At 67.5% G+C, this 24572-nt stretch carries 22 protein-coding genes; 7 read left to right on the forward strand and 15 right to left on the reverse strand.

What is annotated here, in order from left to right:
- Nucleotides 1-94 precede the first annotated feature (94 nt).
- From PSV00_RS01140 to PSV00_RS01155, 4 genes are all read left to right on the forward strand, one after another.
- On the forward strand, nt 95-2641 hold the full coding sequence (locus PSV00_RS01140) for a cation-translocating P-type ATPase (protein WP_300443818.1): 2547 nt from the start codon (nt 95-97) through the stop codon (nt 2639-2641).
- Between the two features lie 129 nt (nt 2642-2770).
- Nucleotides 2771-3256 (forward strand): helix-turn-helix domain-containing protein, encoded by a 486-nt coding sequence (locus tag PSV00_RS01145; protein ID WP_300443820.1) that lies wholly within the window; start codon nt 2771-2773, stop codon nt 3254-3256.
- 27 nt (nt 3257-3283) lie between these two features.
- On the forward strand, nt 3284-4219 hold the full coding sequence (locus PSV00_RS01150; protein WP_300443822.1) for a type II CAAX endopeptidase family protein: 936 nt from the start codon (nt 3284-3286) through the stop codon (nt 4217-4219).
- A 411-nt stretch (nt 4220-4630) separates the two neighbouring features.
- Nucleotides 4631-6154 carry a site-specific integrase gene (locus tag PSV00_RS01155; protein ID WP_300443824.1) on the forward strand — a complete coding sequence of 508 codons (1524 nt, stop codon included), beginning with the start codon at nt 4631-4633 and terminating at the stop codon, nt 6152-6154.
- A 58-nt stretch (nt 6155-6212) separates the two neighbouring features.
- Here the strand turns inward: PSV00_RS01155 and PSV00_RS01160 are convergent, their stop codons facing one another.
- The 4 genes from PSV00_RS01160 to PSV00_RS01170 all read right to left on the reverse strand — a co-directional run bounded on the left by PSV00_RS01160 (nt 6213) and on the right by PSV00_RS01170 (nt 8763).
- On the reverse strand, nt 6213-7427 hold the full coding sequence (locus PSV00_RS01160) for an MFS transporter (protein WP_300443825.1): 1215 nt from the start codon (nt 7425-7427) through the stop codon (nt 6213-6215).
- 50 nt (nt 7428-7477) lie between these two features.
- Entirely contained in the window at nt 7478-8044 is a 567-nt protein-coding gene (locus tag PSV00_RS01165) for an isoprenylcysteine carboxylmethyltransferase family protein (protein WP_300443827.1), read from the reverse strand.
- 96 nt (nt 8045-8140) lie between these two features.
- Nucleotides 8141-8317, reverse strand: a complete 177-nt coding sequence (locus PSV00_RS15295) for a DUF1289 domain-containing protein (RefSeq protein WP_366872772.1) — start codon at nt 8315-8317, stop codon at nt 8141-8143.
- 170 nt (nt 8318-8487) lie between these two features.
- On the reverse strand, nt 8488-8763 hold the full coding sequence (locus PSV00_RS01170; protein WP_300443830.1) for a metal/formaldehyde-sensitive transcriptional repressor: 276 nt from the start codon (nt 8761-8763) through the stop codon (nt 8488-8490).
- 103 nt (nt 8764-8866) lie between these two features.
- Here PSV00_RS01170 and PSV00_RS01175 point away from each other — a divergent pair, with 103 nt between their 5' ends.
- Complete coding sequence (locus PSV00_RS01175; protein ID WP_300443832.1) at nt 8867-10195, forward strand: MFS transporter; 1329 nt, start codon at nt 8867-8869, stop codon at nt 10193-10195.
- 12 nt (nt 10196-10207) lie between these two features.
- On the opposite strand, the gene PSV00_RS01180 is transcribed toward PSV00_RS01175, so the two are convergent.
- The 11 genes from PSV00_RS01180 to lspA all read right to left on the reverse strand — a co-directional run bounded on the left by PSV00_RS01180 (nt 10208) and on the right by lspA (nt 22834).
- The gene (locus tag PSV00_RS01180) at nt 10208-10825 is read right to left on the reverse strand and encodes a transmembrane anchor protein (protein WP_300443834.1); all 618 of its coding nucleotides are present in this window, start codon (nt 10823-10825) and stop codon (nt 10208-10210) included.
- 13 nt (nt 10826-10838) lie between these two features.
- Nucleotides 10839-11519, reverse strand: a complete 681-nt coding sequence (locus PSV00_RS01185; RefSeq protein WP_366944627.1) for a HupE/UreJ family protein — start codon at nt 11517-11519, stop codon at nt 10839-10841.
- A gap of 95 nt (nt 11520-11614) precedes the next feature.
- Nucleotides 11615-14803, reverse strand: coding sequence for a CusA/CzcA family heavy metal efflux RND transporter (locus tag PSV00_RS01190; protein ID WP_300443838.1), 3189 nt, complete (start codon nt 14801-14803; stop codon nt 11615-11617).
- Nucleotides 14804-14817: 14 nt separating this feature from the next.
- A complete protein-coding gene (locus tag PSV00_RS01195) occupies nt 14818-16074 on the reverse strand; it encodes an HlyD family efflux transporter periplasmic adaptor subunit (RefSeq protein ID WP_300443840.1) in 1257 nt (418 codons plus the stop codon).
- Nucleotides 16071-17342, reverse strand: a complete 1272-nt coding sequence (locus tag PSV00_RS01200) for a TolC family protein (RefSeq protein WP_300443841.1) — start codon at nt 17340-17342, stop codon at nt 16071-16073. The genes PSV00_RS01195 and PSV00_RS01200 overlap by 4 nt, the downstream gene beginning before the upstream one ends.
- A gap of 92 nt (nt 17343-17434) precedes the next feature.
- Complete coding sequence (locus PSV00_RS01205; protein ID WP_300443843.1) at nt 17435-17917, reverse strand: hypothetical protein; 483 nt, start codon at nt 17915-17917, stop codon at nt 17435-17437.
- Nucleotides 17918-18020: 103 nt separating this feature from the next.
- Nucleotides 18021-19322 carry a HipA domain-containing protein gene (locus PSV00_RS01210; RefSeq protein ID WP_300443844.1) on the reverse strand — a complete coding sequence of 434 codons (1302 nt, stop codon included), beginning with the start codon at nt 19320-19322 and terminating at the stop codon, nt 18021-18023.
- On the reverse strand, nt 19319-19672 hold the full coding sequence (locus tag PSV00_RS01215; protein ID WP_300443846.1) for a helix-turn-helix transcriptional regulator: 354 nt from the start codon (nt 19670-19672) through the stop codon (nt 19319-19321). Before PSV00_RS01215 ends, PSV00_RS01210 begins: the two co-directional genes overlap by 4 nt.
- A gap of 218 nt (nt 19673-19890) precedes the next feature.
- Entirely contained in the window at nt 19891-21822 is a 1932-nt protein-coding gene (locus tag PSV00_RS01220; RefSeq protein ID WP_366944628.1) for an FTR1 family protein, read from the reverse strand.
- A gap of 56 nt (nt 21823-21878) precedes the next feature.
- Nucleotides 21879-22283, reverse strand: a complete 405-nt coding sequence (locus PSV00_RS01225) for a helix-turn-helix domain-containing protein (RefSeq protein WP_366944629.1) — start codon at nt 22281-22283, stop codon at nt 21879-21881.
- Between the two features lie 26 nt (nt 22284-22309).
- Nucleotides 22310-22834, reverse strand: a complete 525-nt coding sequence (gene lspA / locus PSV00_RS01230; RefSeq protein ID WP_300443851.1) for a signal peptidase II — start codon at nt 22832-22834, stop codon at nt 22310-22312.
- Nucleotides 22835-22991: 157 nt separating this feature from the next.
- On the opposite strand from lspA, the gene PSV00_RS01235 reads away from it, so the two are divergent.
- Nucleotides 22992-23642, forward strand: coding sequence for a cation transporter (locus PSV00_RS01235; RefSeq protein ID WP_300443853.1), 651 nt, complete (start codon nt 22992-22994; stop codon nt 23640-23642).
- The gene (locus PSV00_RS01240) at nt 23639-24526 is read left to right on the forward strand and encodes a hypothetical protein (RefSeq protein WP_300443855.1); all 888 of its coding nucleotides are present in this window, start codon (nt 23639-23641) and stop codon (nt 24524-24526) included. The genes PSV00_RS01235 and PSV00_RS01240 overlap by 4 nt, the downstream gene beginning before the upstream one ends.
- Nucleotides 24527-24572: the final 46 nt, after the last annotated feature.

Raw genomic sequence — 24572 nt, forward strand, 5'->3', positions numbered from 1 at the left:
CCTTGATACAGGTCATGGTCGGACCCGGCCCGGACCGGGCATGGGATCAATAGCGGACCCGGATGCCCGGACCTGATCCATTTCGGCGGCGTGAATGACCCTGGACAGCCTGCGCGGACTGGATGAGGCCGAGGCGGCCCGGCGGCTGATCGACGCCGGTCCCAACGCCCTGCCGCCGGCGCGCCGGCGCGGGGTCCTGCGCATCGTCGGCGAGACCCTGCGCGAGCCGATGTTCCTGCTGCTGATCGGGGCGGCCCTGCTCTATCTGGTGCTCGGCGACCTCGGCGAGGGCCTCTTTCTTGTGGCCGGGGCCCTGGCGTCGATCGGTCTGGTCGTGGCGCAGGAGTCCCGCAGCGAGCGCGCCCTCCAGGCCCTGCAGGCCCTGGGCCAGCCGCTGGCCCGGGTGACCCGCGAGGGCCGCGAGCGCACGATTCCGGCACGCGACCTCGTGCCCGGCGACCTGCTGCTGATCGGGGAGGGTGACCGCGTGCCGGCCGACGCCTGGCTGATCGGTGGTGACGTCCTGACGGTCGATGAGGCGGCGCTGACCGGGGAGTCCGCGACCGTGTCGAAAACACCGGCTGGAGCCGGTTCCCCTCCCGGCGATGACCCGGTGCCGGGCGGTGCGACAACGGCCTGGCTGTTTTTCGGCACCCTGGTGGTACGCGGCCAGGGGGTGGCCCGGGTGACCCGGACCGGGGCCCGCTCGGCCCTCGGCCAGATCGGGGCCTCTCTGGCCGGGATCGTCCAGACCCCGACGCCCCTGCAGCAGACGGCGGGCCGCCTGGTCGGCCTGCTCGGCGGCTTCGCCCTCGGCTTCTGCCTGCTCGTGGTGGTGACCTATGGCCTGGTCCGGGGGGACTGGATCGACGGCATTCTGGCCGGGATCACCCTGGCGATCGCCCTGATCCCCGAGGAATTTCCGATGGTCCTGACCGTCTTCATCGCCCTGGGCGGCTGGCGGCTGGCGCGCCATCAGGTGCTGGCGCGGCGCGGGGCCGTGATCGAGACCCTGGGCGGGGCCACGGTCCTGTGTGTCGACAAGACCGGGACCCTGACCGAGAACCGGATGCGGGTGGCCCGACTGTGGGCCGCGGGTGTCGATACGGTGATTTCGACAGGGCCGGTGCTGGCGGGCGATCCCGCCGGGAACCTGATCCGGCTGGCGGCCCTGGCCTCGGCGGTGCGTCCGGTCGATCCGATGGATCGCGCCGTCCGGGCCCTGGCCGATCATGTCGGCGGCGGTCCAGCCGGTTCCGGGGGCGGTGAGCCCGACCGGGTCTGGCCGCTGCGGCCGGACCGGATGGCGGTGATCCAGCTCTGGTCCGGCGCAGACGGGGCGGGGTTGGCCGCGGCCAAGGGGGCCCCTGAAGCCATCTTCGCCCTGTGTCGGCTCGAGGCGGGGGAGATCACCGCCTTGCAGGCCGTGGTCGAACACTATGCCGCCGATGGCCTGCGCGTGCTGGCCGTGGCCTCGGCCCCGGCCCCGGTCGCGGTCCCGGCCCCGGACGAGCCCGGCGGGCTGGACTTCACCTTTGCCGGACTGGTCGGCTTTGTGGACCCGCTACGGCCCGGGGTCCCAGCCGCCCTGGCCGAGGCCCGCGCCGCCGGGATCGCCGTGGTGATGATCACCGGTGACCATCCGGCCACGGCCCTGGCGACGGCGGCGGCGGCCGGACTCGACACGACGGCGGGGGCCTTGCTGGGGTCCGAGGTCGCGACCCTGTCGTCCGGGGCCCTGGCGGCCCGGCTGCGCACGGTCCGGGTCTGTGCCCGGATCCAGCCGGCGCAGAAATTGCGCATCGTCGAGGCCCTGAGGGCCGATGGCCAGGTGGTGGCCATGACCGGCGACGGGGTCAATGACGCCCCGGCGCTGGAGGCGGCCCATATCGGTATCGCCATGGGGCTGAAGGGCACGGACGTGGCGCGCGAGGCGGCGGACCTGGTCCTGCTGGACGACAGTTTCGCCTCGATCGTCGGCGGGATCCGGCTGGGGCGGCGGATCTTCGCCAATCTGCGGCGGGCCCTGACCTATATCACCGCCATCCATGTGCCGATCGCCGGCCTGGCCCTGGGCCCGATCCTGTTCGGTCTGCCGCCCCTGCTGTTCCCCATGCATGTGGTGCTGATGGAACTGGCGATCGATCCGCTGTGCGCCCTGGTGTTCGAGGCCGAGCCCAGTGATGCGGCGGCGATGCGCCAGCCGCCGCGCCGCCGCGACGAGCCCCTGTTCGGCCCGGCCCAGATCGGCCGGGCCGCGCTGCAGGGTGTGGGCGTGCTGGCCGGGGTCCTCGGCCTCTATGTCTGGGCCCTGGGCGGCTGGCCCGAGGCGATGGCCCGCGGCGCGGCCTTCGTCGCCCTGGTCATCGGCAATCTGGGCCTGGCCCTGGCCGACTCGGCCGGTTCCGGTCGGCTGTTCGCGCCGTATCGCCGGTCCTACTGGGTGATCGCGACGGCGATCGTCGCGGTTCTGGTCGGGGTGTTCAGCGTCCCGGCCTTCGCCGCCGTGTTCGGGGTGGCCCGGCCCGACGCGACCCTGCTGGTCGCGGCCCTGGCCACGGCCGTGATCGCCGGTGGCTGGATGTCGCTGGCGGATCGGGTGAAGCGGTGGTTGTTTCCGGCGTCCGCTCCGACGGCATGACGCCCGGTTGGCGAGGGTTGAGCCACGCGATCACGACATCGGCCGGGGGACGGGCCGTGACGCCGCCCTCCGCGTGCGGGGCCAAACGCGGCTCTTGACAGAATATAACAGCGCTTATACATCGTCGTCATGTCTTCCTCTGTCTCCACCCTTGGCTCCCGAGTCCGAAGCCTGATCGAGCTGCTCGATGGCGAGGTCGAGGCCGCCTACGCCGCGTCCGGCCTGGACTGGCGGCCGCGCTATACGCCGGTGCTTCGCACCCTGATGGGTCTGGGGCCGACCTCCATCAAGGCCGTGGCAGCCGAGATCGGTGTCAGCCATTCCGCCGTCAGTCAGACGGTCTCCCAGATGACTCGCGACGGGCTTGTGGTGCTGAAGCCCGGCACGGACGCCCGCGAGCGGATCGTGGCCCTGACCCCGAAGACCGAGGCGATGATCCCGGCCCTTCAGCGCCAGTGGGCGGCCACCAATGCCGCCGCCAACCAGCTGGATGCCGAGCTTTCTGCCCCGCTGTCCGCCGTCCTCGGCGAGGCGATTGAGGCCCTGAACCAGCGCCGTTTCGGTGAGCGTATCGCGGCTGCGGCCGCGGCGCTCGCCGCTCCAGACGCTTCCTGACCACCCGCCTGATCAACAGAGATCCTCATGCGCTCGAAACTGTTTTCGGTCCCCGGACTGACGCTCGCCCTGACGGGCGGCCGGGGGTTCCACCCCCTCGACCTCGGCGAACGCCGCTTCCTGCATCCGGGGCCGCTGCGCTGGCTGCGCGCCCTGGGGTGGGCCGTCGCCCTGGTCTTCCTTGTCGCCCTGTCAGCCCTGCCGACCGGGGAGGCCCTGGGCAAATGGTGGCCGCAGTCGTCCGGTGTGGCCCAGCTGGCGGCGACGATCATCGCCGCTGGCGTGGGGCTGGGCGTCTATGCCCTGGCGGTGTGGCTGGCCGAGGGCCGCAAGCCTTCCGAACTGGCCCTGCGGCCGCTGGTGCCGGAACTGGGCGTCGGCCTGGTGATCGGAGCCCTGATGTTCGCTGCGGTGATGGGCATTATGGCGGTGTTCGGCCTGTATGACATCCAGGCCCTCGGGCTCGCCCCGGCCTGGGTTTCCGTGGGCAAGGCCATCCAGTCGGGCGTGATCGAGGAGTTGATGATCCGCGCCGTCCTGCTGAGGCTGATCTGGCGCGCCTTTGGTCCGTGGGTGGCCTTCGCCGTCTCCGCCGCCCTGTTCGGTTTCGGCCATATCGCCAATCCCAATGCCAGCGTCTTCGCCGCCGTCTGCATCGCGCTTGAGGCCGGCATCATGCTGGGGGCCTTCTATGCCCTGACCGGCCGGCTCTGGTTGTCGATCGGCGTGCATGCGGCGTGGAATTTCACCCAGGGCTATCTGTTCGGGGCCGCCGTCTCCGGCGGCGACTTCGGCCCCTCGATCGCCCGCAGCACGGCGCGCGCGGGCGTCCCGGAATGGCTGTCCGGCGGGGCCTTCGGTCCGGAGGCTTCACTGCCCGGACTGGTGGTCTGCACCGGTGTCGGAGTCGCCGTGATGTGGTTGGCCTGGCGCGCGGGCCATTTCACCAAACAGCCGGGCTGAACTGGCGACCGCAGCGATGGGGCCCAGTCTGCCCCGCCCTGCCTGACCGATCGACCGTCGGCCCGTCCCGACGCCACAACGCCCGCCGGTTCGCCGGTCGGGCGGTTGTCGTCCTGTTTGCGGGGTGTCGGGCCGGCAGAACCGGTCCGGTTCGCCATAACCCTTGAAAGAAATGGTGGATGCGACAGGGATTGAACCTGTGACCCCCTCGGTGTGAAGCGCCTCAAAGGCATTTTCACGACATTTCATGGCTGTGCATAACTCGATAAGCTACAGAAAACCGGCAATTTAATTTTTCAGCGTTTTTCTTGCTTTTTCGAGAAATTCTGCATCGTCTGCCCCACTGGCGCCCCAGAAAATGCTAGTCTGGGTGGCGTTTGATTTGCAGCGCAGGCGCGAGGAGAGCGCGTGTTGGCCGGCCTTCAACCTAGCACGGACCGCCAGATCGCGGCCCTGAAACCCGCTGACAAGGTCTATGAGATGTCCGTCGGCGACAGTCGCGGGCTCGGCGTTCGTGTCTTTCCAACCGGGCTGAAGCAGTTCGAATTCCGCTATGTCGCCACCAACGGCGCGCGTCGCCGTCTCTGCCTCGGGGCCTATCCGGATCTGTCGCTCGCCAAGGCTCGGTCGAAGGCCGCCGCTTTGCGGATATCGGTCGTCGACGGGGGCGATCCCGTCGCAGAGATGACCGCGGCTCGCGAACGGGCGCGAACAGGCGAAACCCTCGATGAACTGGCCGAGGCCTATTGGCAGGCGGCGACGGTCGGACTTCACGGGGGACGCCGCCGGCCCAAGCGAGAGGTTACCCTCAACAACGAGCGCCAGACCTGGCGCAACCACATTCAGCCACGGCTGGGGTCACGACCGTTCACGGAGATCCGGCGCGCCGACGTGAAGATATTCATGCGGACCCTGGTGACCGAGACCGGCATGGCGGCCGCCAGCGTGGCGTCGATCGGCTCCCTGCTTCACGCGGTTCTGGGCTTCGCGGTGCTCGAAGAGCGGATCGAGGCCAATCCCGCGCTCGGTTTGGCCCGGCCGCTGGCACTGACACCGCGTGAACGCATGTTTGATGACGCGGCCCTGAGGACGCTCTGGGACGCGGCATCGGAGGCGTCGGTGCCCCGCGCCCCGGGGGAGAAGACGGCCGGCGTCCATGCGCGACTGGAACCGGTCATGGGACTGGCCATCCAGCTGTTGATGCTGACCCTGACCCGCCGCACCGAGGTCGCCGGAGCCCTCAAGACCGAGTTCGACCGTTCGGCGAAGATCTGGACGATCCCGTCCGAGCGGGCCAAGGCCAGACATCAGCACGTCGTACCCCTCGGGGCCGATGCGCTGGAGATCCTAGAGATGGCCTGGGCGCTTGATCCGGGCAGCACCTACCTCTTCCCGTCCGCCAAATCTCCGGGCCAACACCTCGATCCGCACGCGATAACCCGCGCATTCGCGCGGACCTGTACGCGCCGAAAGCTGGCGGTGGGGTCGCCCCATGACGTCCGGCGATCCGGGGCGACGACGCTCACGGGGCGTTACGGCGTCAGCCGCTTCGTGGTCGGGCTGGTGCTCGGACATACGCCCAATGAAGGGGCGGCGGTCACGAGTGTCTATGACCGCCACACCTATGTGCCGGAAAAGCGCGCAGCCCTGGAGTTGTGGGCGAACCACCTCGTCAGGCCCGGGAAAGCCGTCGTGCCAACGCGCGAGGCTTTGTCGGTCGGGGCCAATACGCATGTCGACGAAGCCAAGGCGAGGGCATTGGCCCTGTGTCAGAAGGGAGAACTGCATGAGGCGGTGCTGTCGATCTGTATGGACCTGTCGAGCCATCCGGACACGGCCAGTCCGCATCTGGCCATCCTCAGCAGGGTCGGACTTGAACTCGCGACAGCGGGTTCACACGATCAGGTGGCGGACTGGATCGGCGGGTTCCGTTAAGGATTCGGAGAGGTCCGGATCAAGCCAGTGGACATGCGACCGCCGTCGATGATCTCGTTCATGGCGTCGCGTTCCGCCTAGCTGGATGGCGCAGGGTCATGGACACAAGCCAGATGGTCGCCAGCAGGGCGAACACGGCACCGGCGATGAAAGTCGCCTCTGGTCCCATCCGGGACCAGAGCAGGCCGGCGACGACGCTGGCGGCCAGCAAGGTCACACCGCTGGCGAGGTTGAACAGACCAAAGGCGGTACCCCGCAGGTGCGACGGAGCCGTATCGGCGACCAGGGCCGCCAGCAATCCCTGGCTCAGTCCCATATGCAGCCCCCACAGGGCGACCCCGATCAACACGCCGGGAACCGTCGCCACAAGGGCGAGGACCACGTCGGCGGAGATCAGCACCGCCAGGCCCAGGACAAGCAGCCAGCGCCGATCCATTCGGTCCGAGAGGCTGCCCGCGGGCGCGGCGACGGCGGAATAGACCAGATTCATCACCACCATCACCACGGGCACGAGAGCGATGGCGAGGCCCACGTCCTGCGCTCTCAAGACCAGAAACGCCTCGCTGAACCGCGCCATGGTGAACACCGCGCCCAGCCCGATCACGGCCCAGAAGCCGCCGCCCATCGCAAGCACATCGCCCCACCGGATCGGCAAGCGAGGACGGCGCAACCCTTCGACGGGACGTGGCTCCCTGACCGCGAAAATCAATACAAGCACCGCCAACACCGCCGGAACCACGGCCCAGGCGAACACAGCCCGGATATTTCCCGCGAGCACCATCATCAACGCCATCGCGACAAGCGGTCCGGCGAAGGCACCGATGGTGTCCAGCGACTGGCGCAGACCGAAGGCGGCGCCGCGGATCGGGGGTGGTGCGATGTCAGCGACCAGGGCATCGCGGGGGGCACCTCGAAGGCCCTTGCCGATCCGGTCCGCGAACCGGGCCCCGAACACCTCCCACGGGGTCACCGCGATCGGAAACACCGGTTTGGTGAGCGCGCCCAGGCCATAGCCGGCCACCGCCAGCCATTTGCGGTGGCCAAGCCGGTCGCTGAGCCAGCCGGAGAAGACCTTGGTGATCGAGGCCGTGGCCTCGGCGACGCCTTCGAGCAGACCTACCAGCGCGACGCTCGCGCCGAGCTCCGTTACCAGAAAGACCGGCAGCAGGGCGTGAATCATCTCCGAGGAGATATCCATGAACATGGACACGAAGCCGATGGCCCAGACGCTCCGGGGCACCGCTTTCAGGCCGGTCCTGAGAGGCGCGCTCATAGTGGGAGTCTAGCCCTGACCGACAGCGCGGCGGCTCCGCCGGCGCGCGGTCATGGCAGGGACAGGACGACCCGCAGCCATCCGATGTCCTGGAAGTATTCGAGCGACTCGAACAGCGGATAGGCGAAGGCCATCACGGCGCCGTCCCGCAGGGTGCGCAGGAAGAACACCGGGCGGATCTCCAGGGTCTCGGAATCTCGCCATTTGGAGGGATCGGGCCAGAAGCGGGGTGTGCGCGCCATGTAGGCGGCATAGGCGGCGCAGAACGCTTCGCTGAGCCACGCTTCCTCGCGCTTCACCGTTGCGCGGAAGACGAGCGCCGCGACCAGCAGGAACAGCAACGCGATTGTCAGGCTGCCGGTCAGGGCACCCATGCCGAACGCGCCCATGAAGCTGAAGACATAAAGCGGGTTGCGAGAGATGGAATAGGGACCGCGATCCACGATCTCGGCGATCTTGCGGCCGCCGATATAGAGGGAGCACCAGGCCCGCCCGATTATGCAGACCGCGATCAGCGCAAGCCCACCCATTTCGAGCAGTTCGGAAAACAGGCCTTCGCCCCCGAACGACCGGGAAACCGCCGCCAGCGCCAGGACGGCGAGGATGCCGACGAGCAAGTTCGGCACAGCGCTTCCGCCGGGCCAGAGGTGCCGGCGCCGTTCCGATCCCGAACCGTTCAGCCGTCGCCATCAGTGAAACCCGGTCCGGCATGGTCATTGATCCTTGAGCCGCCGCAGGCGTCGGGTCAGCTCCCTGAGGAGGAGCTGACGGGTACGCGGCGGCATCTTTCGCCAGGCCCGGACTTCGGGGACCGAACGACCGCAACCCACGCACCAACCGGTGCGACCATCGAAGCGGCAGACGTCGGTGCAGGGGGAATCGGAGCTCACGGCCTCGTCTCCGGGTAGTGGTCGCCGATTTCAGCCGGGCCGGCCTCATGCGGCCCGTTGTGCGCGGGTGGAGGCCGGATCGTATCCAGGGCCGGACCGATACCGGATCCTGCATCCCGGTTTGCCCGCCGGCCGGTATCCTCGGAGCGCGTTCTGCTCATGCACTCGGCCTAGCTGGAATAGCGGCGGATAAGGGCGATCAGCTCGTCGGTGCCGATCCGGCGGTCATGCTCGCTCAGATCGGGGTTGGCGACGTGGTGTCTCAGATGGTCCTCAATCAGTTCATTGAGTAGCCCGCCCATCGCCCCGCGCGCCGCCGCGACCTGCTGGAGAACCTGCGAGCAATCCGTTTCGGTTTCGATGGCTCTCTCGATCGCAGCCAACTGGCCGGCGATGCGTCGAATGCGCGCCACGAGTTTTTTCTTGCCGGTGACCGTATGTCCCATAGTTACTCCCCTAGAGTATATTGCAACCGTATGCGAGACTCGACGAAGGGGAGCCGCCCTCCGGGATCGCCCGGGATTCCGTGGCGTCCCAGGTGACCCTTTGATGTTTTCTCCCCTGCGTCACTCCGCCTACCGGCACCTCTTCATGGCCCAGGTTTCGGCCCTGCTGGGGACGGGAATGGCGACCGTCGCGCTCGGGCTGCTGGCCCACGATCTGGCGGGGGCGAGTGCCGGGGAAATCTTGGGCGCGGCCCTGTCGATCAAGATGGTCGCCTACATCGGGGTGGCACCATTCGCGAGCGCCCTGGCGGCGAGACTGCCCAGAAAAATCCTGCTGGTGTCGCTCGACATCGTTCGAGCCGGCGTCGCGGTCAGCCTGCCGTTCGTCGGCGAAGCCTGGCAGATATATGCCTTGATGACTGTGCTCTATGTCGCCTCGGCCGCCTTCACCCCGGCCTTCCAGGCCATGATCCCCGACCTGCTCCCGGACGAGGCTGAATACACCAAGGCGCTGTCGCTCTCGCGGCTGGCAGCCGATCTGGAAAGCGTGGCCAGCCCCGTGCTGGCGGCCCTGCTGCTGGCGGTGATGAGCTACAACAATCTGTTCGCGGGGACGGCGGTCGGTTTTGTCGTTTCGGCGCTGTTCGTCGTCAGCGCGGTCTTGCCGGCGCTGAGCACCGCCCAGCCCCGGCCCTTCCTGCAACGACTGACCGGGGGCATCCGATTGTTCGCGCTGACGCCACGCCTTCGGGGGCTGCTGGCGATCAGTCTGGCGACGGCGGCGGGCGGGGCGATGGTGTTCGTCAACACCGTGGTGCTGGTTCAGTCGCGCTTCGCCTTGTCGGAACAGGCGACGGCCTGGGCGCTGGCGGCGTTCGGCGGCGGATCGATGACGGCGGCGGTGATCCTGCCGCGCCTTCTGGTTCGGCTTTCGGACCGGTCCGCCATGGTGCTGGGGGCCGGCCTGATGACGCTGGTGCTGCTAGCGGGTGCGTGGGTCGCGGTCAGTTACCCGGCCTTGCTGTTGCTGTGGGTGACCATGGGCTTCGGCTATTCGCTGACGATTACACCGGCCGGTCGGGCGCTGCGACGATCATCAAACGCCGCTGATCGGCCCTCGCTGTTCGCGGCCCAGTTCGCCCTGTCGCACGGCTGCTGGCTGATCGCCTATCCGGTAGCGGGTCTGGTCAGTGCGGCGGTTGATCCCGGTGCAGCCTTTCTGGTCCTGGCGGGCCTGTGCGCCTCAGGCACGATCCTGGGGCTGCTGATCTGGCCGGCGCATGATCCGGATACCGTGCCGCACAGTCATGATGACCTCGAACCCGATGATCCGCACCTGCTGGAAGGCCACGCGCTGGACGGCGAAACAGGCCACACCCACCCCTACGTCATCGACGAACGGCATACCCGCTGGCCGACGACGAGGGGATAGACGTCGCGGAGATCAGACCACGCGCTTGACCTCTGTGTAGGCGCCGGCGGTCTGCAGGGTGATCGTCACCGTCTCACCGGTGCGGTTGCGCCAGAACCAGCCGTGACTGCCGGTGAAGGCGGCGGTGAGGTCGCCTTCCTCACGCCGGGACGATCCCTTGCTGTAGCCATGATAGGAGGTCCCCGGCCGGTCGGCGTGGACGTCGAAATTGATCCGCCCGCCGCTGCTTGACCAGACGTAGCGGACGCGAGCGCCTTCCTCCATTACCAGCTTGATCTCGGCACCCTGGTCGGGGGCGAGGGTGAGAACGGTCTCGTCGGTTCGGACCCCGGGCGCAGTCGCCGCGGGCGTGACTGCGGCGGTCGGCGCCGCAGCGACGGCGGGCGGCGTGGCGGCCGGCTGGAGGCCCGCCTCTTCGGCCTTGGCTTCAGCAGCAAGCTGCACCTTGATGCGGCCCATTTCCGTCAGGCCGAGCAGCGATCCGACCCGGGTAGGATCGGTGCCGTATTCGGCGGGCAGAACGATCGTGACGAGCAGACCGGCAGCGACCACGACGGCCACCGCCGTGGACTTCAACAGTTTGGCGGTCGAGGGCAGTTCGGAGGGGTCGGGCTTGTTGGCATTTTGCATGAGAGGTCTCCGATCAGGTGACGAAGAAGCCGACGAGCTGATAGCCCGCCAGGATGAAACCGAGGGTCATGAGGACGACATTGGCGGCATAGGCATGACGCCAGAAGCCGGTCGTCCTCCGCCAGAAACCCATGACGATGAGGATGGCGCCCAGGGCCAGAAGCTGACCGGCCTCGACCCCGATGTTGAAGGCGATCAGGTTGCCGATCAGTCCATCGGATGACAGCTGGAAATCCTGCAGCTTGGTCGCCAGGCCGAAGCCGTGGAACAGGCCGAAGATCAGGGTTGCGGCCCTGGTCGAGGGCTGGAAGCCGAACCAGCGCTGATAGGCACCGAGGTTGTCGAGCGCCTTGTAGACGACGGACAGACCGATGATCGCGTCCACCAGATAGCTGGACACGCTGATGTCGGTCAGCACGCCCAGCAGCAGGGTGGATGAGTGGCCGATGGCGAACAGCGTCACATAGATGCTGATGTCCTTCATCCGGTAGAGGAAGAAGATCACGCCGAACAGGAACAGCAGGTGGTCGTAGCCGGTGACCATGTGCTTGGCCCCGAGATAGACGAACGGCCAGAACAGAAAGCCGGATGTCTCCTGGATATAGCCCTTGTCGCCCTCGGCCACGCCATGGGCCAGGGCCTGGCCCAGGGCTCCGTCGATGAGAAAGAAGAGCAGGATGGCGGCCAGTGCCATTGCGGGTGATTTGAGCCAGGACCAGGGGTCCCGGCGATAGCCAACTGTCATGAGAACCTTTCCGGAGTTCGGGGAGGGCGTGGAGCGGCAGGCGGTCAGAACCGCCTCCGCTTGACGCGGAACGGCAGGTGGTCGAGCCAGGCGGGACGGGGACGATCCTCGGTCCGGTCGCGACCGTGGACCAGGCTATAGAGCGCCGGGAGCACGAGCAGGGTCAGCAGGGTCGATGAGATGATCCCGCCGATGACCACCGTGGCCAGCGGACGCTGGACCTCGGCCCCGGTCCCGACGTTGAGCGCCATGGGCACGAAGCCCAGACTGGCGACCAGGGCGGTCATCAGCACAGGCCTTAGACGGGTCAGTGCGCCTTCGCGGATAGCCGTGGGGATCGGCTTGCCCTCCTCGATCAGGCCCCGGATGAAGCTGACCATGACCACGCCGTTGAGCACAGCGACCCCGGACAGGGCGATGAAGCCAACGCCCGCCGAGATCGATAGCGGCAGATCACGCATCATCAGGGCGGCCACCCCGCCGGTGAGCGCCAGGGGCACGCCGGAGAAGACGATGGCCGAGTCCTTCCAGGAGCGGAACAGGGCGAACAGCAGGCCGAAGATCAGCAGCAGCACAGCCGGCACCACGACCTGAAGCCGTTTCGCCGCCGAGATGAGCTGTTCGAACGTACCGCCATAGGTGACCCAGTAGCCGGCGGGGATCGTCACCTCGGTCTCGACCCGCTCCTGCACGTCCCCGATGAAGGAGCCCAGGTCTCGATCGCGCACGTTGGAGGTGACCACGATCCGTCGCTTGCCGTTCTCGCGACTGATCTGGTTGGGACCGACCGTAAGCTCTATCGTCGCCACCTCGGCCAGGGGCACGAACTGACGCGCCTGTCCCTCGCTCGCCGGCAGGGGTATCTGCAGGCGACCGATGGCATCGGTGTTGGATCGCAGCGCTTCGGGCAGGCGGACGACGACGTCGAAACGCCGGTCACCCTCGAAAATCTGCCCCGCCGTGGTGCCGCCCATCGAGGTGGAGATGACCGACTGGACGTCGTTGACGCTCAAACCCAGTCGCGCCATGGCAGCCCGGTTGGGTGTGATCTGGAGCACCGGCAGACCCGTGACCTGTTCGGTCTGGGGATCGGCCGCGCCATCCACGCCGGCGACGATGCCTTCGATCTCGGCGCCGAGCCTGAGTAGTTCGTTCAGATCGTCGCCGAACACCTTGATGGCGACATCGGCGCGCACGCCCGAAAGCAGTTCGTTGAACCGCATCTGGATCGGCTGGGTGAACTCATATTTGCTGCCGGGGATTTCGTTCACGGCGGCTTCCATCTCCTCGACAAGCTGACCGCGCGGCTTTCTGGGATCGGGCCAGTCGGAGCGGTCCTTCAGCATGATGAAGGTATCGGCGACCGAAGGCGGCACCGGGTCGGTGGCGACTTCGGCAGTGCCGATCTTGGCCACGACCCGCTCAACCTCCGGGAAGGCGGCGATGCGGGCCTCCAGCGCGGTCTGCATCTGGATGGCCTGGCTCAGACTGGTGCCGGGGATGCGCAGCGCGTGCATGGCGATGTCGCCTTCGTCGAGATTGGGCACGAACTCCGAACCCATTCGCGACGCGCCGAAGCCCGCCAGCAACACAAGCGCCACGGCGATGCCGATCATCAAACCCCGGGTCTTCAGCGCGAAGTCCAGCGCCGGCTGATAGCCGACCCGGGCCCAGCGCATCACGAAGCTGTCCTTTTCCTCCACCTTGCCGGTGACGAACATCGCGACCGCGGCAGGCACAAAGGACAGCGAGAGGACGAGGGCGGCGGTCAGGGCGATGACGACGGTGATCGCCATCGGGTGGAACATCTTTCCTTCAACCCCGGTCAGGCCGAAAATCGGCACATAGACGAGGGTGATAATCAGGATCCCGAACAGCGACGGCCGGATGACCTCGCTGGAAGCCGAGGCCGCCAGATCAAACCGTTCTTCCCGGGTCAGGATACGGCCCAGACGGTGCTGGGCCTCCCCGAAGCGGCGCAGGCAGTTTTCCACGATGATGACGGCGCCGTCGACGATCAGGCCGAAGTCGAGCGCGCCGAGGCTCATCAGATTGCCCGAGGTCCCCGTCCGCACCATGCCGGTTATGGTCATCAGCATGGTGATCGGGATGACCGCCGCCGTGATCAGGGCGGCGCGGATGTTTCCGAGCAACAGGAACAGGACGACGACGACCAGCAGGGCCCCTTCCAGCAAGTTTTTCTCAACTGTGTGGATGGCGCGATCGACCAGGTCCGTCCGGTCATAGACCGGCGATGCGGTCACCCCGTCGGGTAGCGCGCGCGCCGCCTGTTCCAGACTGACGGCGGCGGCCCGGGCCACCACGCGGCTGTTTTCGCCCGCCAGCATCAAGACCGTGGCGAGCACGGTCTCCTTGCCGTCTTCGGTCGCGGCTCCGGTGCGCAACTCTTCGCCCATGCCCACGTCCGCGACATCGGCGATCCGGATCGGAACACCGCCCCGGGTGGCGATGACGACGCTGCCGAGATCCTCGGTCGTTGAAGCCTGGCCCGGCACGCGGATCAGATACTGCTCACCGTAGCGCTCGACATAGCCGGCCCCGACATTGGCGTTGTTGTTGTTCAGCGCCTCGACGACTTCGGCCATGGTCACGCCATAGGCCGACAGTCGTTCGGGCTGGGGCGTCACATGATACTGGCGCTCGTAGCCGCCGATCGTATTGACCTCGGTGACGCCCCTGGTGTTGCGCAACTGGGGCCGGATCACCCAGTCCTGCAGGGTTCTCAAATCCTCGGTCGTATAGGGCTGGCCGTCCGGACGACGGGCGTCCGGCGCGGCGTCGATCGTATACATGAAGATCTCGCCCAGGCCCGTGGCGATCGGGCCGAGTTCGGGCGTGACGCCGGGGGGAAGCTGGCTGAGCGCGTTCTGCAGCCGCTCGTTGACCAGTTGGCGCGCGAAATAGATGTCGGTGCCGTCGTCGAAGATGACGGTGACCTGGCTCAACCCGTAGCGTGAGACCGAGCGCGTATATTGCAGGCCGGGCACGCCCGCCACCGCCGTCTCAACGGGGAAGGTGATGCGTTGTTCGGCCTCCAGCGGCGAATAGCCGGGCGCTTCGGTGTTGATCTGGATCTGGACGTTGGTGATGTCCGGCGTTGCGTCGATCGGCAGGCGCTGGAAGCTCCAGACCCCGACCGCGCAGGCCAGAAGGACGAGCGCCATGACGACCCAGCGGAACCGGATCGACAGCGCGATGATGCGTTCAAGCATGATGGTCGCGCCCCCTAGTGGTCATGGCTCGCGCCGGACTTGTCGATGTCCGCGCGAATGAGGAAGGCACCGTCGACGACGTATTCGGTTCCGGGTTCAAGCCCGCCGAGGACCTCGGTCCATTCGTCGGTTCGACGCCCCAGTTCGAGCATCCGCACCTCATAGGTGTTGCCGACCCTGGCGTAGACGACCTGGAAATCCCGGAACGGCTGGATGGCCTTGGTCTGGACCGCCAGCGGCACCTCACCCTGACCGACCTGGACCGTGCCGCTGACCCCCAGACCCGGCCGCCAGACGCCGCCCTGGTAGGGGAGCGCGACGTGGGCGACCAGTGTCTGGCTCATGGGGTCACTGGACGGCAGCACGGCCTCGATGACGCCGAGCGCGCGGTGATCCCCGGCCAGGCTTGTGACCTCCACCCGCTGCCCGACCCGGACGCGCTCTGCGTCGCGCGGATAGAGGAAGAACTCGGCGTGCAGACGGGTCGGATCGCCGATGGTCAGCATCGGCTCGCCATTGCCGGTGATGGCGCCAGGGTTGGCATTCTTGGCCGTGATCATCCCCGAAATCGGGGCCGTGACGGAATAGGTCTGCAGGCTTTCGCTGGATTCGACCCGGGCGAGGACCTGCCCACGCCGGACGCGATCGCCGAGCTGGACCGACATGGTCATGACGCGACCGGGATAGCGGGCATGGACCTCGCTCTGGCCCTCCGGCGTGATCTCGACCCGGCCGCTCAACGGCAGGCTTTCGCCCAGGACTGCTCCGCCGGCTCTCTGGGTGGTTACGCCGCCCGCCCGGGCGGCATCGGCGGTGATGGTGGTGCGCCCTTCATAGGACTCATAGCTCCAGCGGTGCTGGCGTCCGGCGTGGGCGGCGGTGACTGTTACGTCGAAGGAGTGGGGCTCGAAGACCACGCCCGGGGCCGCGAGGTAGTCGTTCTCGGCGGTGAAGACGAACCGGTCGGTCTTGGGACCCAGTCGACCCAGGGTGATGGTCGCCTGGATCTGACGCGGATCGAGGGGCTTGTTCTTGAGATAGGGATAGAGCCGGAACAGTGGCTCCGGACCATCCTCATAGATGGTGACCTCCAGCGCGAAATCGCCGTCGCGCAGCATGCGGCCATTGTGTGGGCCACGCTCATAGTCGCCGGCGGCGACTTCGCCTCCGGCCTTTTCCGGGGATCCGCCCTGACCGCAGGCTGAGACCGCGACTGCAAGGGCGAACAGGGTGGCGGCGATAGCGCGCCGTGATGGGGTGTGACGGATCATGTGCGGGTCTCCAGGCCGAGCAGGTCGGCATGCGCGCCGGTCAGCCGATCAAGGCGGGCGCGATCAATGTGAAACTGTTTGAGAACGGCGACGCGCCGAGCCCGGGTCGCAAGCAGCGCGGTCTGGGCGGAGATCACGTCGTTGTAGGTGAACCCGCCGCGCGCGAAGCCCTGACGAACGAGCGTGACCGCGCGTTCGGCCTGGGGCAGGGTTTCCTCGGCAATGCGACGCGCTTCCAGAGCCCGCGACGCGAGGAGCACCTGAAGCCGCGCGATCTCGCGCTCCCGTTCCTGCCGGAGCACCACCATGTCAGCCTCTGCAGCGACTCCCTCGAACCTGGCCCGCGCGATGGCCCCCTCGTTGCGGTCAAAACGGCCGAGAGGAATGGACCCGCCGACCACGAGTCCAAGGTCCTGGCCTTCCCAGAAATGGCGGACGCCGACGCTGACTGTAGCGTCCGGCATGGCGCGCGCCTCTTCGACCCGGACCCGGGCCCGGGAAACATCGCGCTGTGCGGAAAGAACCGCGAGATCGATTTCAGAGACCGGACCGGCAACTTCACGCGCGGCACTGGTGTCCTCGAAATCGGCAGGGTCGAGCGAGAAGTCGGGGGCTCCGATCCAGAAGCGCCCCAGTGTTGCCCGAGCGAGGCGCGCCTGGATCCCGGCCTGGTCAAAATCGATCTGGGCCTGTGCCAGCTCGGCCTCGGCGCGGGCCCCTGCGAACAGCGGATCACGCGCCATGTTCACGCGCCGCTGCACCTCCGTCTGGAAGCGTTCGGCCAGATCGAGGCGTTCGCGGGCGATTTCAAGTTCGGCCTGGGCGGCAAGGGCGTCGGCCCATGCGCGCTGCACCTGCTCGAGCCGGTCCAGTCTCCGGATGGCGTCCTCGGCCTGAACCACGGCCGCTTCACCCCGGGCAAGGGTGACGCGCGCCGGTCGGTCGCCGCCCCGTTCAAACCGCTGCTCGTAGGACAGGGTCGTCTCGGTCCGGTCGATGATGTTGCCCCCGCCGAGCGTCGGCAGGTTTTCCACCATCAGCCCCAGTGTTGGGTTGGGGCGAACATCGGCCTGACGCACAGCGGCGTCGCCGGCGCGGACGCGGGCTTCGCCGCCGGGTAGGGCCGGGTCCACCGCGGCTGCACGGGCCAACGCCCGTTCCAGCGACAGTGTGGGCGTGGCCGGTGCAACGCTCGCGGACGGCTGCGCCATGGCCGGGAAGGACGGCAGAGCCGCCAGTGAGAGCGCCAGCGCCGAAACGGCCACCATACGCGCCCACGATCCGGCAGAGCCGGCATTCGGGGTTTTCAAGGATATCTCCGGGAAACAGATTGCGCGCGCAGCCGAAAGGCTGCGCAGGTTCAGATGACCGTGCGCATCCGTTTCGGAGGGTATTCGGGGCCGTCTTCGTCGTGGTTCGGCCGCGATAGATCGCCGGCGGACCAACGCTGACCCGTGGTCGATCGAAGGATCGCCTTCACACCGTGGCCAGTTTCCGGGACGGCGTTCGGGCTGTCGCCGGTCGCGGCGTGGTGATGACCCGTGGGCCGGGTCTCGCCGGTATCCGGGTCTTCGCCCCCGGTCGCGTCAGTCCCGGTCGCGGGCCCAGGCGCGACATGGACGTGAAGCGGGTCGTGGTCCGCATCGAACGCGCTGCCGGGGGAGGCGATCGGAGGCCAGTCGGAGGCATGGGCGATTCGATGCCCGGTCTGTGACGCGCCATACAGGCTCGCTACCGCCAACAAGGCGGCGCAAAAGCTCACGCAGAGGGTGTGAAACAGTCGGGACAATTGGGGCTCCTGCTTCGGGCCATAACGTGCGTCGCCGGGCGTGGCAATGACCAAGATGGCGCGGCCTGGCCCGGTGCCCCGGGGCGCAGGGCGATCGGGGTCCCGATCCCCCGATCTCTCGTCCGTCGCCACCGCCGCCCAATAGGGCACCGCGGGTCTAGAGGATCGTCCGGAGAGAGGGGTCTATGGATTTGCGCCAGTCCTCGCCGACCCGGGCGGCGTCGGCGAATTCGGGCCAGCGAGCCACGGCGTCGCGAACTTGCTGTACGATCGCGCGCGCCCGGCGGGCGTTGATCGACGCGACGCGGGCGCTGGCGTCGAAGTCGTCCAGGGTGAAGCCGTCGCGTTTGCCGTTCATCGACATCTGGTGGCGCGCCGTCCAATCGCCCGCCGGATTGTAGCTCCAGGTGATGTCGAAGGCCGGCGACAGGCTCCAGGTGCCGGCCCTGTCCATCAGGAAGGCGATGTTCTTGACGTGATCGTCCTGGTTGCGGGCGACGATGTTGAAGGCCATGCGCCGAAACTGCTCTTCGAGCGCCTCCATCGACAGCCCGAGACGACGCATGACGAACAGCGCCTGTTCGTACGAATAGGCGTTCTGGTCGTTGAAATCGAAGTGGGCGAGGGCAGCCAGGGACTGCATGTGCAGCTTGCCGCCGCCGGGAAGGCGGTCGAACCGCCTGGTCATGAAATGCCGCCGGCCACCCTCTTCGAGCAGACGGCATTCGGCCACCTGGACCCCGGCTGCGGCGGCCATCCGGGAATAGGCGTATTCGACCGCCCCATAGCCTTGCGGATCGGTCAGCTCCTTGTCCTTGTTGCCCCTTACGCCATCGAATTTCAGCAGCCAGTAGTCGAAGCCGTCGCCGGCCTCGACCTGGCCTGAGCGGACTTCATTGGTTTCGGCGTTCCAGGCGATGACCGCCTTGGCGCGGGCGCCGCCGGCTGAGGTGCCGACCCGCAGGATGTCGCGCAGAGCCTCGGCCTTCGTCTCATCGGCGAATGAGGAGCGCAGGTCGTTGCGATGTGTCAGGACTTCCGATGCCAGCTCGACCAGGGCGTCGAGCTTGATCCGGGTCGCAGCCTTGCGGCGCGGGCCCTTGGCCGGGGCGAACTCCAGGGCACCCATGCCGCGCTCGCCGGTGTAGCAAAGCCGTTCGACCGCGTTGAAGCTCTCAGGCGTCCGGCCCTGGGTCGCGAGCCAGGCGTCGATCAGCGTGTTGCCGTACTTGTCGGGCAGGGCGTCGGCCAGCATCCCCGGCAGGCCGTGGAAGCTGCGCGGGTTGAGTTCCGGAAAGCTATGGATCTCGGGGCCCAGGGGCATCATCAGCGGCGCCGGCTGGATGCCACTGGTGATGAAGGCGGGCGCATAGGCGAAGGCGGCGACGTCGGCGCCGTCTTCCAGGGACACGGCGCCGATGCGTCTTCCCCACAGACGGACCTCGGCGATGGTCGTCATTGTTCGTCGCCCCAGGTCCAGGGCCTCCCGGCTCCAGCGCCTTCGTCGGGGTCCGGCCGGGCGCGCTGCCGAGTCTTGCCGTGGCGTTCCAGCAGATCGATCGGATTGGGCGGGCTCTGAGGCAGGAGCCGGTCGAGACCGTCCAGCTTGTCCAGGGCCCTAAGGCAGCGCACCAGATTGGCGGACTGGGTCGAGGCCCCGCCCTCGAGGCGCTCGACCGTTCGCTTGGACACTCCTGCGGCTTGAGCGAACTGGGCCTGGGTCATCTGTCGCGCGAGTCGCGCTTCAGCGATCCTGCGGCCAAGCTCCGCGAGGGCTGCGTCATCAGTGGTCAGGCTCGATATCTTCATAATTCGCCACTTTCGGCGAGTAAGATATCGATGCGAAGTTAATTCGTCAATAATGGCGACTTGTGAAAATCCAAATCGCACGATCTAATTCGCCTGTTATGACGATTTATGTAATATTTTCCACTCTAAATCGCCAAAAATGACGACTTGCAGGGCCGTGGTGCGCAACGGTCTGGCGCTCAGGCCATAGCCTGAGGACCGTAAACCAGGGGCCGCCTTCAGTGGGGCGGTCGAGCCGTCCTGGGTGACGACGTCCGGGCGAAGCCGATCACAAGGACGGCGATGGTCAGAAGCTGAACGGCCAAGCCCTCGACCGTTGGATAGAGGCCGAGGATCTCGATCCGCGGGATCCAGGCGAGCGGGTGGATATCGAGCCAGCCCGCCTCCTGCAGCGCCGCCACTCCCTTGCCGATGAGAACGACCGACAGGACGGCCATGAGGATCGAGCTCCACGAGAAGAACCGGCCGATCGGCAGGCGTTTGCTGTAGGCCAGCAGCGCCCAGGCGATCACCGCCAGGATCGCCACGGCGGTCAGGGCACCGGCCAGCATGCCGACATGGCCGCCCTGGCTCCAGATCGCCGCATAGAACAGGATGGTCTCGAACACCTCCCGGTAGACCACGACGAAGGCGAGCAGGAACAGGAACCAGGCCGACCGCCTCGAGAGGGCCCTGGACAGCTTGTCGCGGATATAGGTCTGCCAGGCGTCGGCATGCGACTTGCCGTGCATCCAGATACCAACAGAGACGAGCACGACAGCGGCCAGAAGTGAGCCGAACCCTTCGGTGAGCTCCCGGCTGGCACCGCTGACGGAGATGAAGAAGGTCGCGGCCGCCCAGGTCGCGCCGCCGGCGACCAGCGCGGCCACCCAGCCGCCGTGGACGTAGGGCAGCACCTCGGGCCGATCGGCCTTCCTGAGGAAGGCGATCATCGCCACCACGATGAGCAGAGCTTCCAGTCCCTCACGCAGCAGAATGGTCAAGGCGCCGAGGAAGCTGGCGAAATTGTTCGCCTCCTGAGGCGCGAGCGCCCGCTCGGCCGTGTCAAACAGGGCGTTCAGACGGGCGACCCTCTCCGCGACTTCTTCGGCGGGCGCGCCCTTGCTGATCGAGGCGCGCAACGCGGTCATGGCCGTCTCGATCCGGCGCAGCAGCGCCCCGTCACGGGCACCGAGCGCGGGCTCCACCGGTTCGAAGCCGTCGAGATAGGCCGACAGCGCCAGGTCCGTGGCGGCCTTGCGGTCGCCGCGATGATAGGCCGCCTCGCTTTCCGCGAGGCGCGTTCGTGCTAGGGTCAGGGTCGCCCCCTCGGGACGCGCCGTCGCCTCGGGGTGACGGCGAAGATAGGCCGTCACCGCACGTGCCTTGGTCTCGCCGATCCGGCTCGCCAGATCCGCCGGGGTGGCCGTGGCGACGGCGGCCAGATCAGGGTAGGCGACGCGGAGCGCCGGGTCGGCCTTCCAGAGGCGCTGGCCTTCGGCGGCTTCGGCGTCAGTGAAGGCGAAGCGGCTGACATAGAAGGCCAGGGCCCAACGATCCTCTGCCGGCAAATGGGCGAAGCTGGCCATCGCCGTCCCATCGAGCCCCTGGTCGATCACCTGGTAGAGACCGAACACGCTGCGTTGGCGGGCGCGTTCCACGTCGGCGAAGGCGATCGGAGGCGGATCGAGTCCTTCCGCGCCCGCGCCGTCGGCGCGGCCGGTCGCGCCATGACAGGCTGCGCACTGTTCGGCATAGAGCGTCGCGCCCTTCGTCAGATCGGGCGGAAATGAGGGTGCCAGCGGGCTCGGATAGGCTGTCAAGACGGCACCGGCCAGGGTTCTGGCCTGATCTCCCACGACCTGCGGGTCGGCCTTGTCGCGGATCGCCGCCTGCAGGGCGACCGCGTCGCGCACCAGGCCGGCCTTGGCCGGATGGGGCGGCAAAGCGTCAAGACGCGTCCGGATCTGGCTGCCAAACTCGACCATCTCGCCGTATTCGGCCGGATTGGTCACCTGGCCGTTCGCCACCGCGCCGGCGTAGTCGACCGAGACGTAGTCGAGCAGCCGCCAGGCGACCTGGGCCTCCGAGGCGGTGGGGAGCTGAGCGAGCGCGGGTGTGGTCAGCGCCAGCGCGAATAGCAGGGCGAGCAGACGGAACAGGGGTTGCATAGGCATGACCAGTTAGGAATGGCTCGCATTAGCAGTTGGCGGAGGGGTTGTCGCGCTCAAAGCGACGTCGCGTGGTCGTGAAGGGCTTCGATCACCTTGCAGGCGGAGATCTGGCCGCCGGCGCATTCCGCCGTCATCCGGGAGAGCTCGCGCTGCAGGGCCTTGAGCTGCGCGATCTTCTGTTTCACCTCCGCGAGATGTCGCTCGGCGATGACGTTCGCCTGGGCGCACGGGCGATCCGGATGATCGGACAGATCGATCAGGGAACGGATCGCGTTCAGATCGAATCCCAACTGACGTGCATGCCTGATGAATGACAGGCGGCGTTCCGCCCCATCATCATACATCCTCCGATCGGTCGCGGTCCGGGGCGGCGCGGGGAGCAGTCCGATCTCCTCATAGAAGCGAATAGTCGGGACCTTGACGCCTGTGGCGGCGGCGAGCTTGCCGATCGGACGCAGTCCGGACGCAGCGGGAGAGGGTAGGGTCATCGCGCGGCGCGCCCCATGGTCGAAGGGGCGGTCTGGACGGTCGCCCCTCTGACCGGTAGCAGAAGCAGTCCCACGCCGCAGACAATGGCTGCATCCGCCAGATTGAACGTCGGCCAGTGGGCGGCGCCCCAATGCAGGTCGATATAGTCAGTCACCGCGCCGAAGCGCAGACGGTCAAGCAGGTTTCCCGCCGCCCCGCCGACCAGAAGGCTCCCGGCCACCGCCGTCATGGCGGTTCGCGTCCGCCAGATCCAGACCAGCAGCGCGCCGATGATCAGTGCCGTCACGCCGCTGAGCGTCCAGCGTCCCGCCGCGCCTGAGTCCGCGAACAGGCCGAACGTGACGCCTGGATTGAACCCCAGACGCAGCGATAGGAAGGGTGTGAGTTCCATCGCGGTATCGAGCCGGACGCGGGCCAGCGCCTTGGCCGCCTGGTCAAGGGTCGTGATCAGCGCCGCCAGTCCGAAGGCCATCGCCTGCAGGCGACCGGGGCCGCGCCGTGTCGGGAGTACTGTGATCATGAGGTCTCCTGTAAGTCCCGGCCTCTTGTGCACCCTCTAGCCACTAGAGGATCAAGCCGGTTTTCGCCACGGCGGCCGTCCAGGGGACCGCGATGCATTTTTGTCTTGATCCTCCAGCGACTGGAGCATGCATCCTTGGGGTAACAGGTGGTGCTCCATGGATGAACGACCCTCATCTTCTGAACTGGCAGCCTCGGGCTGCGGCTGCGGCGAGACCGTCAAGTTCGACGGCTCCACCCCGGTCTACCGCCGCATCCTGATGGCGGTGATCGCCATCAACGGCACCGCCTTCGTTGCCATAGCCGGCGGTGCGGCCTTGCAGGGCTCAGCGTCCCTGGGTGCCAACGCCCTCGACTTTCTGGCCGACGCCGCCACCTACGGCATCAGCCTAGCCGTGATCGGTCGCTCGGTCGCTGTGCGGTCCGGTGCCGCCCTAATCAAAGGTGCCAGCCTCGCAGTCCTCGCGCTGTTCATCCTCGGCTACGCGATCTGGCGCGCCACCTCCGGAGCGCCGCCCGAAGGGTTTGTCATCACCGGCCTTGGCGTCCTGGGCTTCTTCGCCAACGCGCTGGCCGCACTCCTGCTGGTCCGCCACCGCGAGGGCGACGCCAACGTCCGCTCGGTTTGGCTTTGCACGCGCAACGATCTGACCCAGAGCCTGGTGGTTGCCGCGACGGGTCTGGCCGTCTGGCTCACCGCCTCCCGCTGGCCCGATCTCATCGCCGGCGCGATCCTGGCGGTGGTCTTTCTGCAGTCGGCCTGGTCGATCCTGAAACAGTCCCGCGCAGAGCTGAGGGCCGCGGCGTGACGGCGCCCTTCACCCCCGCCCTCGGCCATGCCGCCATGAGCGGTCTCTGCGTTCGCGCCATCGTCATGCTGACACGGATGCAGTTCTGGCGGTCGCGGCTTGTCGATCAAGTCGCCCCGGGGGCGGGCGGGACGGTCATCGATCCCGGATGCGGCACCGGATCCCTCGCCGTGACCATGGCGCAGCGGGTGCCCGGCGCGCGCCGCATCAGTCTCGCCCCTGACCGTGCCATCCTGTGGCGGGCGAGGGTATCGGTCTTGTCGAGCGCTATGCACGCGATGTGGCCGCGCTCCTGGGCGACGGGATCGCCGACACGGTCGTGTCCGGGCGGCTCCTCATGGGTTTTCCATGGTAAAAAAGAGGCAGGACTCGGCGGCGGGCCGGCAGATGCTCAAACCCGGCGGGCCACTCCACACCTTGACCGGTTCGTTCTCCATCTGTCGCGCGGATCGTCCGCAGGCGGTCGCGGCATGAGCGGCGGTGCGACGATTGGAAGATTGATGTCGCGGCGCACCGTGTTATGGAGCACCATGGGATTGTCCTCGGCCAGGCACGGTTGGATGACGGCGCTGCTTGCGTCGTTCCTGGCCCTGTTTGTCCTGATCTCCGCCGCAGAGGCCGCCACCTGCGCACCCGAAGCGGCGACCGCACATGCCTCGGAGCGGCTCGCCGACTCCTCGGTCGATCCTGATTCGGACGACAATGACCGGCCCGATCAGCGCGCGATCTGCGCGCATGGCCACTGCCATCACAGTTCCTCGGCGACCAGCCAGACCCCGGAAGCCCTGACCCTGACGACGAACGGTCGCGACCCCGCGCTGCCGTCGATTGATCGGCTCGCGTCTCGCAAACCCACCGGACCGGACCGCCCTCCCAGAGGCTGACGGGTTCGCGCGCTCACGCGCGCCTTCCACGTCAACCATCCGGGAA

This window comes from Brevundimonas sp., from assembly GCF_029945885.1.
GTDB lineage: Bacteria > Pseudomonadota > Alphaproteobacteria > Caulobacterales > Caulobacteraceae > Brevundimonas.

What these genes read in the sequence shown, in the direction of transcription:
- PSV00_RS01160 (WP_300443825.1), bottom strand. Translation starts at nt 7,427, where the DNA reads ATGAGCGCGCCTCTCAGGACCGGCCTGAAAGCGGTGCCCCGGAGCGTC.
- PSV00_RS01195 (WP_300443840.1), bottom strand. Translation starts at nt 16,074, where the DNA reads ATGATCCGTCACACCCCATCACGGCGCGCTATCGCCGCCACCCTGTTC.
- lspA (WP_300443851.1), bottom strand. Translation starts at nt 22,834, where the DNA reads ATGATCACAGTACTCCCGACACGGCGCGGCCCCGGTCGCCTGCAGGCG.
- PSV00_RS01190 (WP_300443838.1), bottom strand. Translation starts at nt 14,803, where the DNA reads ATGCTTGAACGCATCATCGCGCTGTCGATCCGGTTCCGCTGGGTCGTC.
- PSV00_RS01140 (WP_300443818.1), top strand. Translation starts at nt 95, where the DNA reads ATGACCCTGGACAGCCTGCGCGGACTGGATGAGGCCGAGGCGGCCCGG.
- PSV00_RS01180 (WP_300443834.1), bottom strand. Translation starts at nt 10,825, where the DNA reads ATGCAAAATGCCAACAAGCCCGACCCCTCCGAACTGCCCTCGACCGCC.
- PSV00_RS01210 (WP_300443844.1), bottom strand. Translation starts at nt 19,322, where the DNA reads ATGACGACCATCGCCGAGGTCCGTCTGTGGGGAAGACGCATCGGCGCC.
- PSV00_RS01185 (WP_366944627.1), bottom strand. Translation starts at nt 11,519, where the DNA reads ATGGCACTGGCCGCCATCCTGCTCTTCTTTCTCATCGACGGAGCCCTG.
- PSV00_RS01150 (WP_300443822.1), top strand. Translation starts at nt 3,284, where the DNA reads ATGCGCTCGAAACTGTTTTCGGTCCCCGGACTGACGCTCGCCCTGACG.
- PSV00_RS01215 (WP_300443846.1), bottom strand. Translation starts at nt 19,672, where the DNA reads ATGAAGATATCGAGCCTGACCACTGATGACGCAGCCCTCGCGGAGCTT.
- PSV00_RS01145 (WP_300443820.1), top strand. Translation starts at nt 2,771, where the DNA reads ATGTCTTCCTCTGTCTCCACCCTTGGCTCCCGAGTCCGAAGCCTGATC.
- PSV00_RS01235 (WP_300443853.1), top strand. Translation starts at nt 22,992, where the DNA reads ATGGATGAACGACCCTCATCTTCTGAACTGGCAGCCTCGGGCTGCGGC.
- PSV00_RS01170 (WP_300443830.1), bottom strand. Translation starts at nt 8,763, where the DNA reads ATGGGACATACGGTCACCGGCAAGAAAAAACTCGTGGCGCGCATTCGA.
- PSV00_RS01175 (WP_300443832.1), top strand. Translation starts at nt 8,867, where the DNA reads ATGTTTTCTCCCCTGCGTCACTCCGCCTACCGGCACCTCTTCATGGCC.
- PSV00_RS01200 (WP_300443841.1), bottom strand. Translation starts at nt 17,342, where the DNA reads ATGGTGGCCGTTTCGGCGCTGGCGCTCTCACTGGCGGCTCTGCCGTCC.
- PSV00_RS01220 (WP_366944628.1), bottom strand. Translation starts at nt 21,822, where the DNA reads ATGCAACCCCTGTTCCGTCTGCTCGCCCTGCTATTCGCGCTGGCGCTG.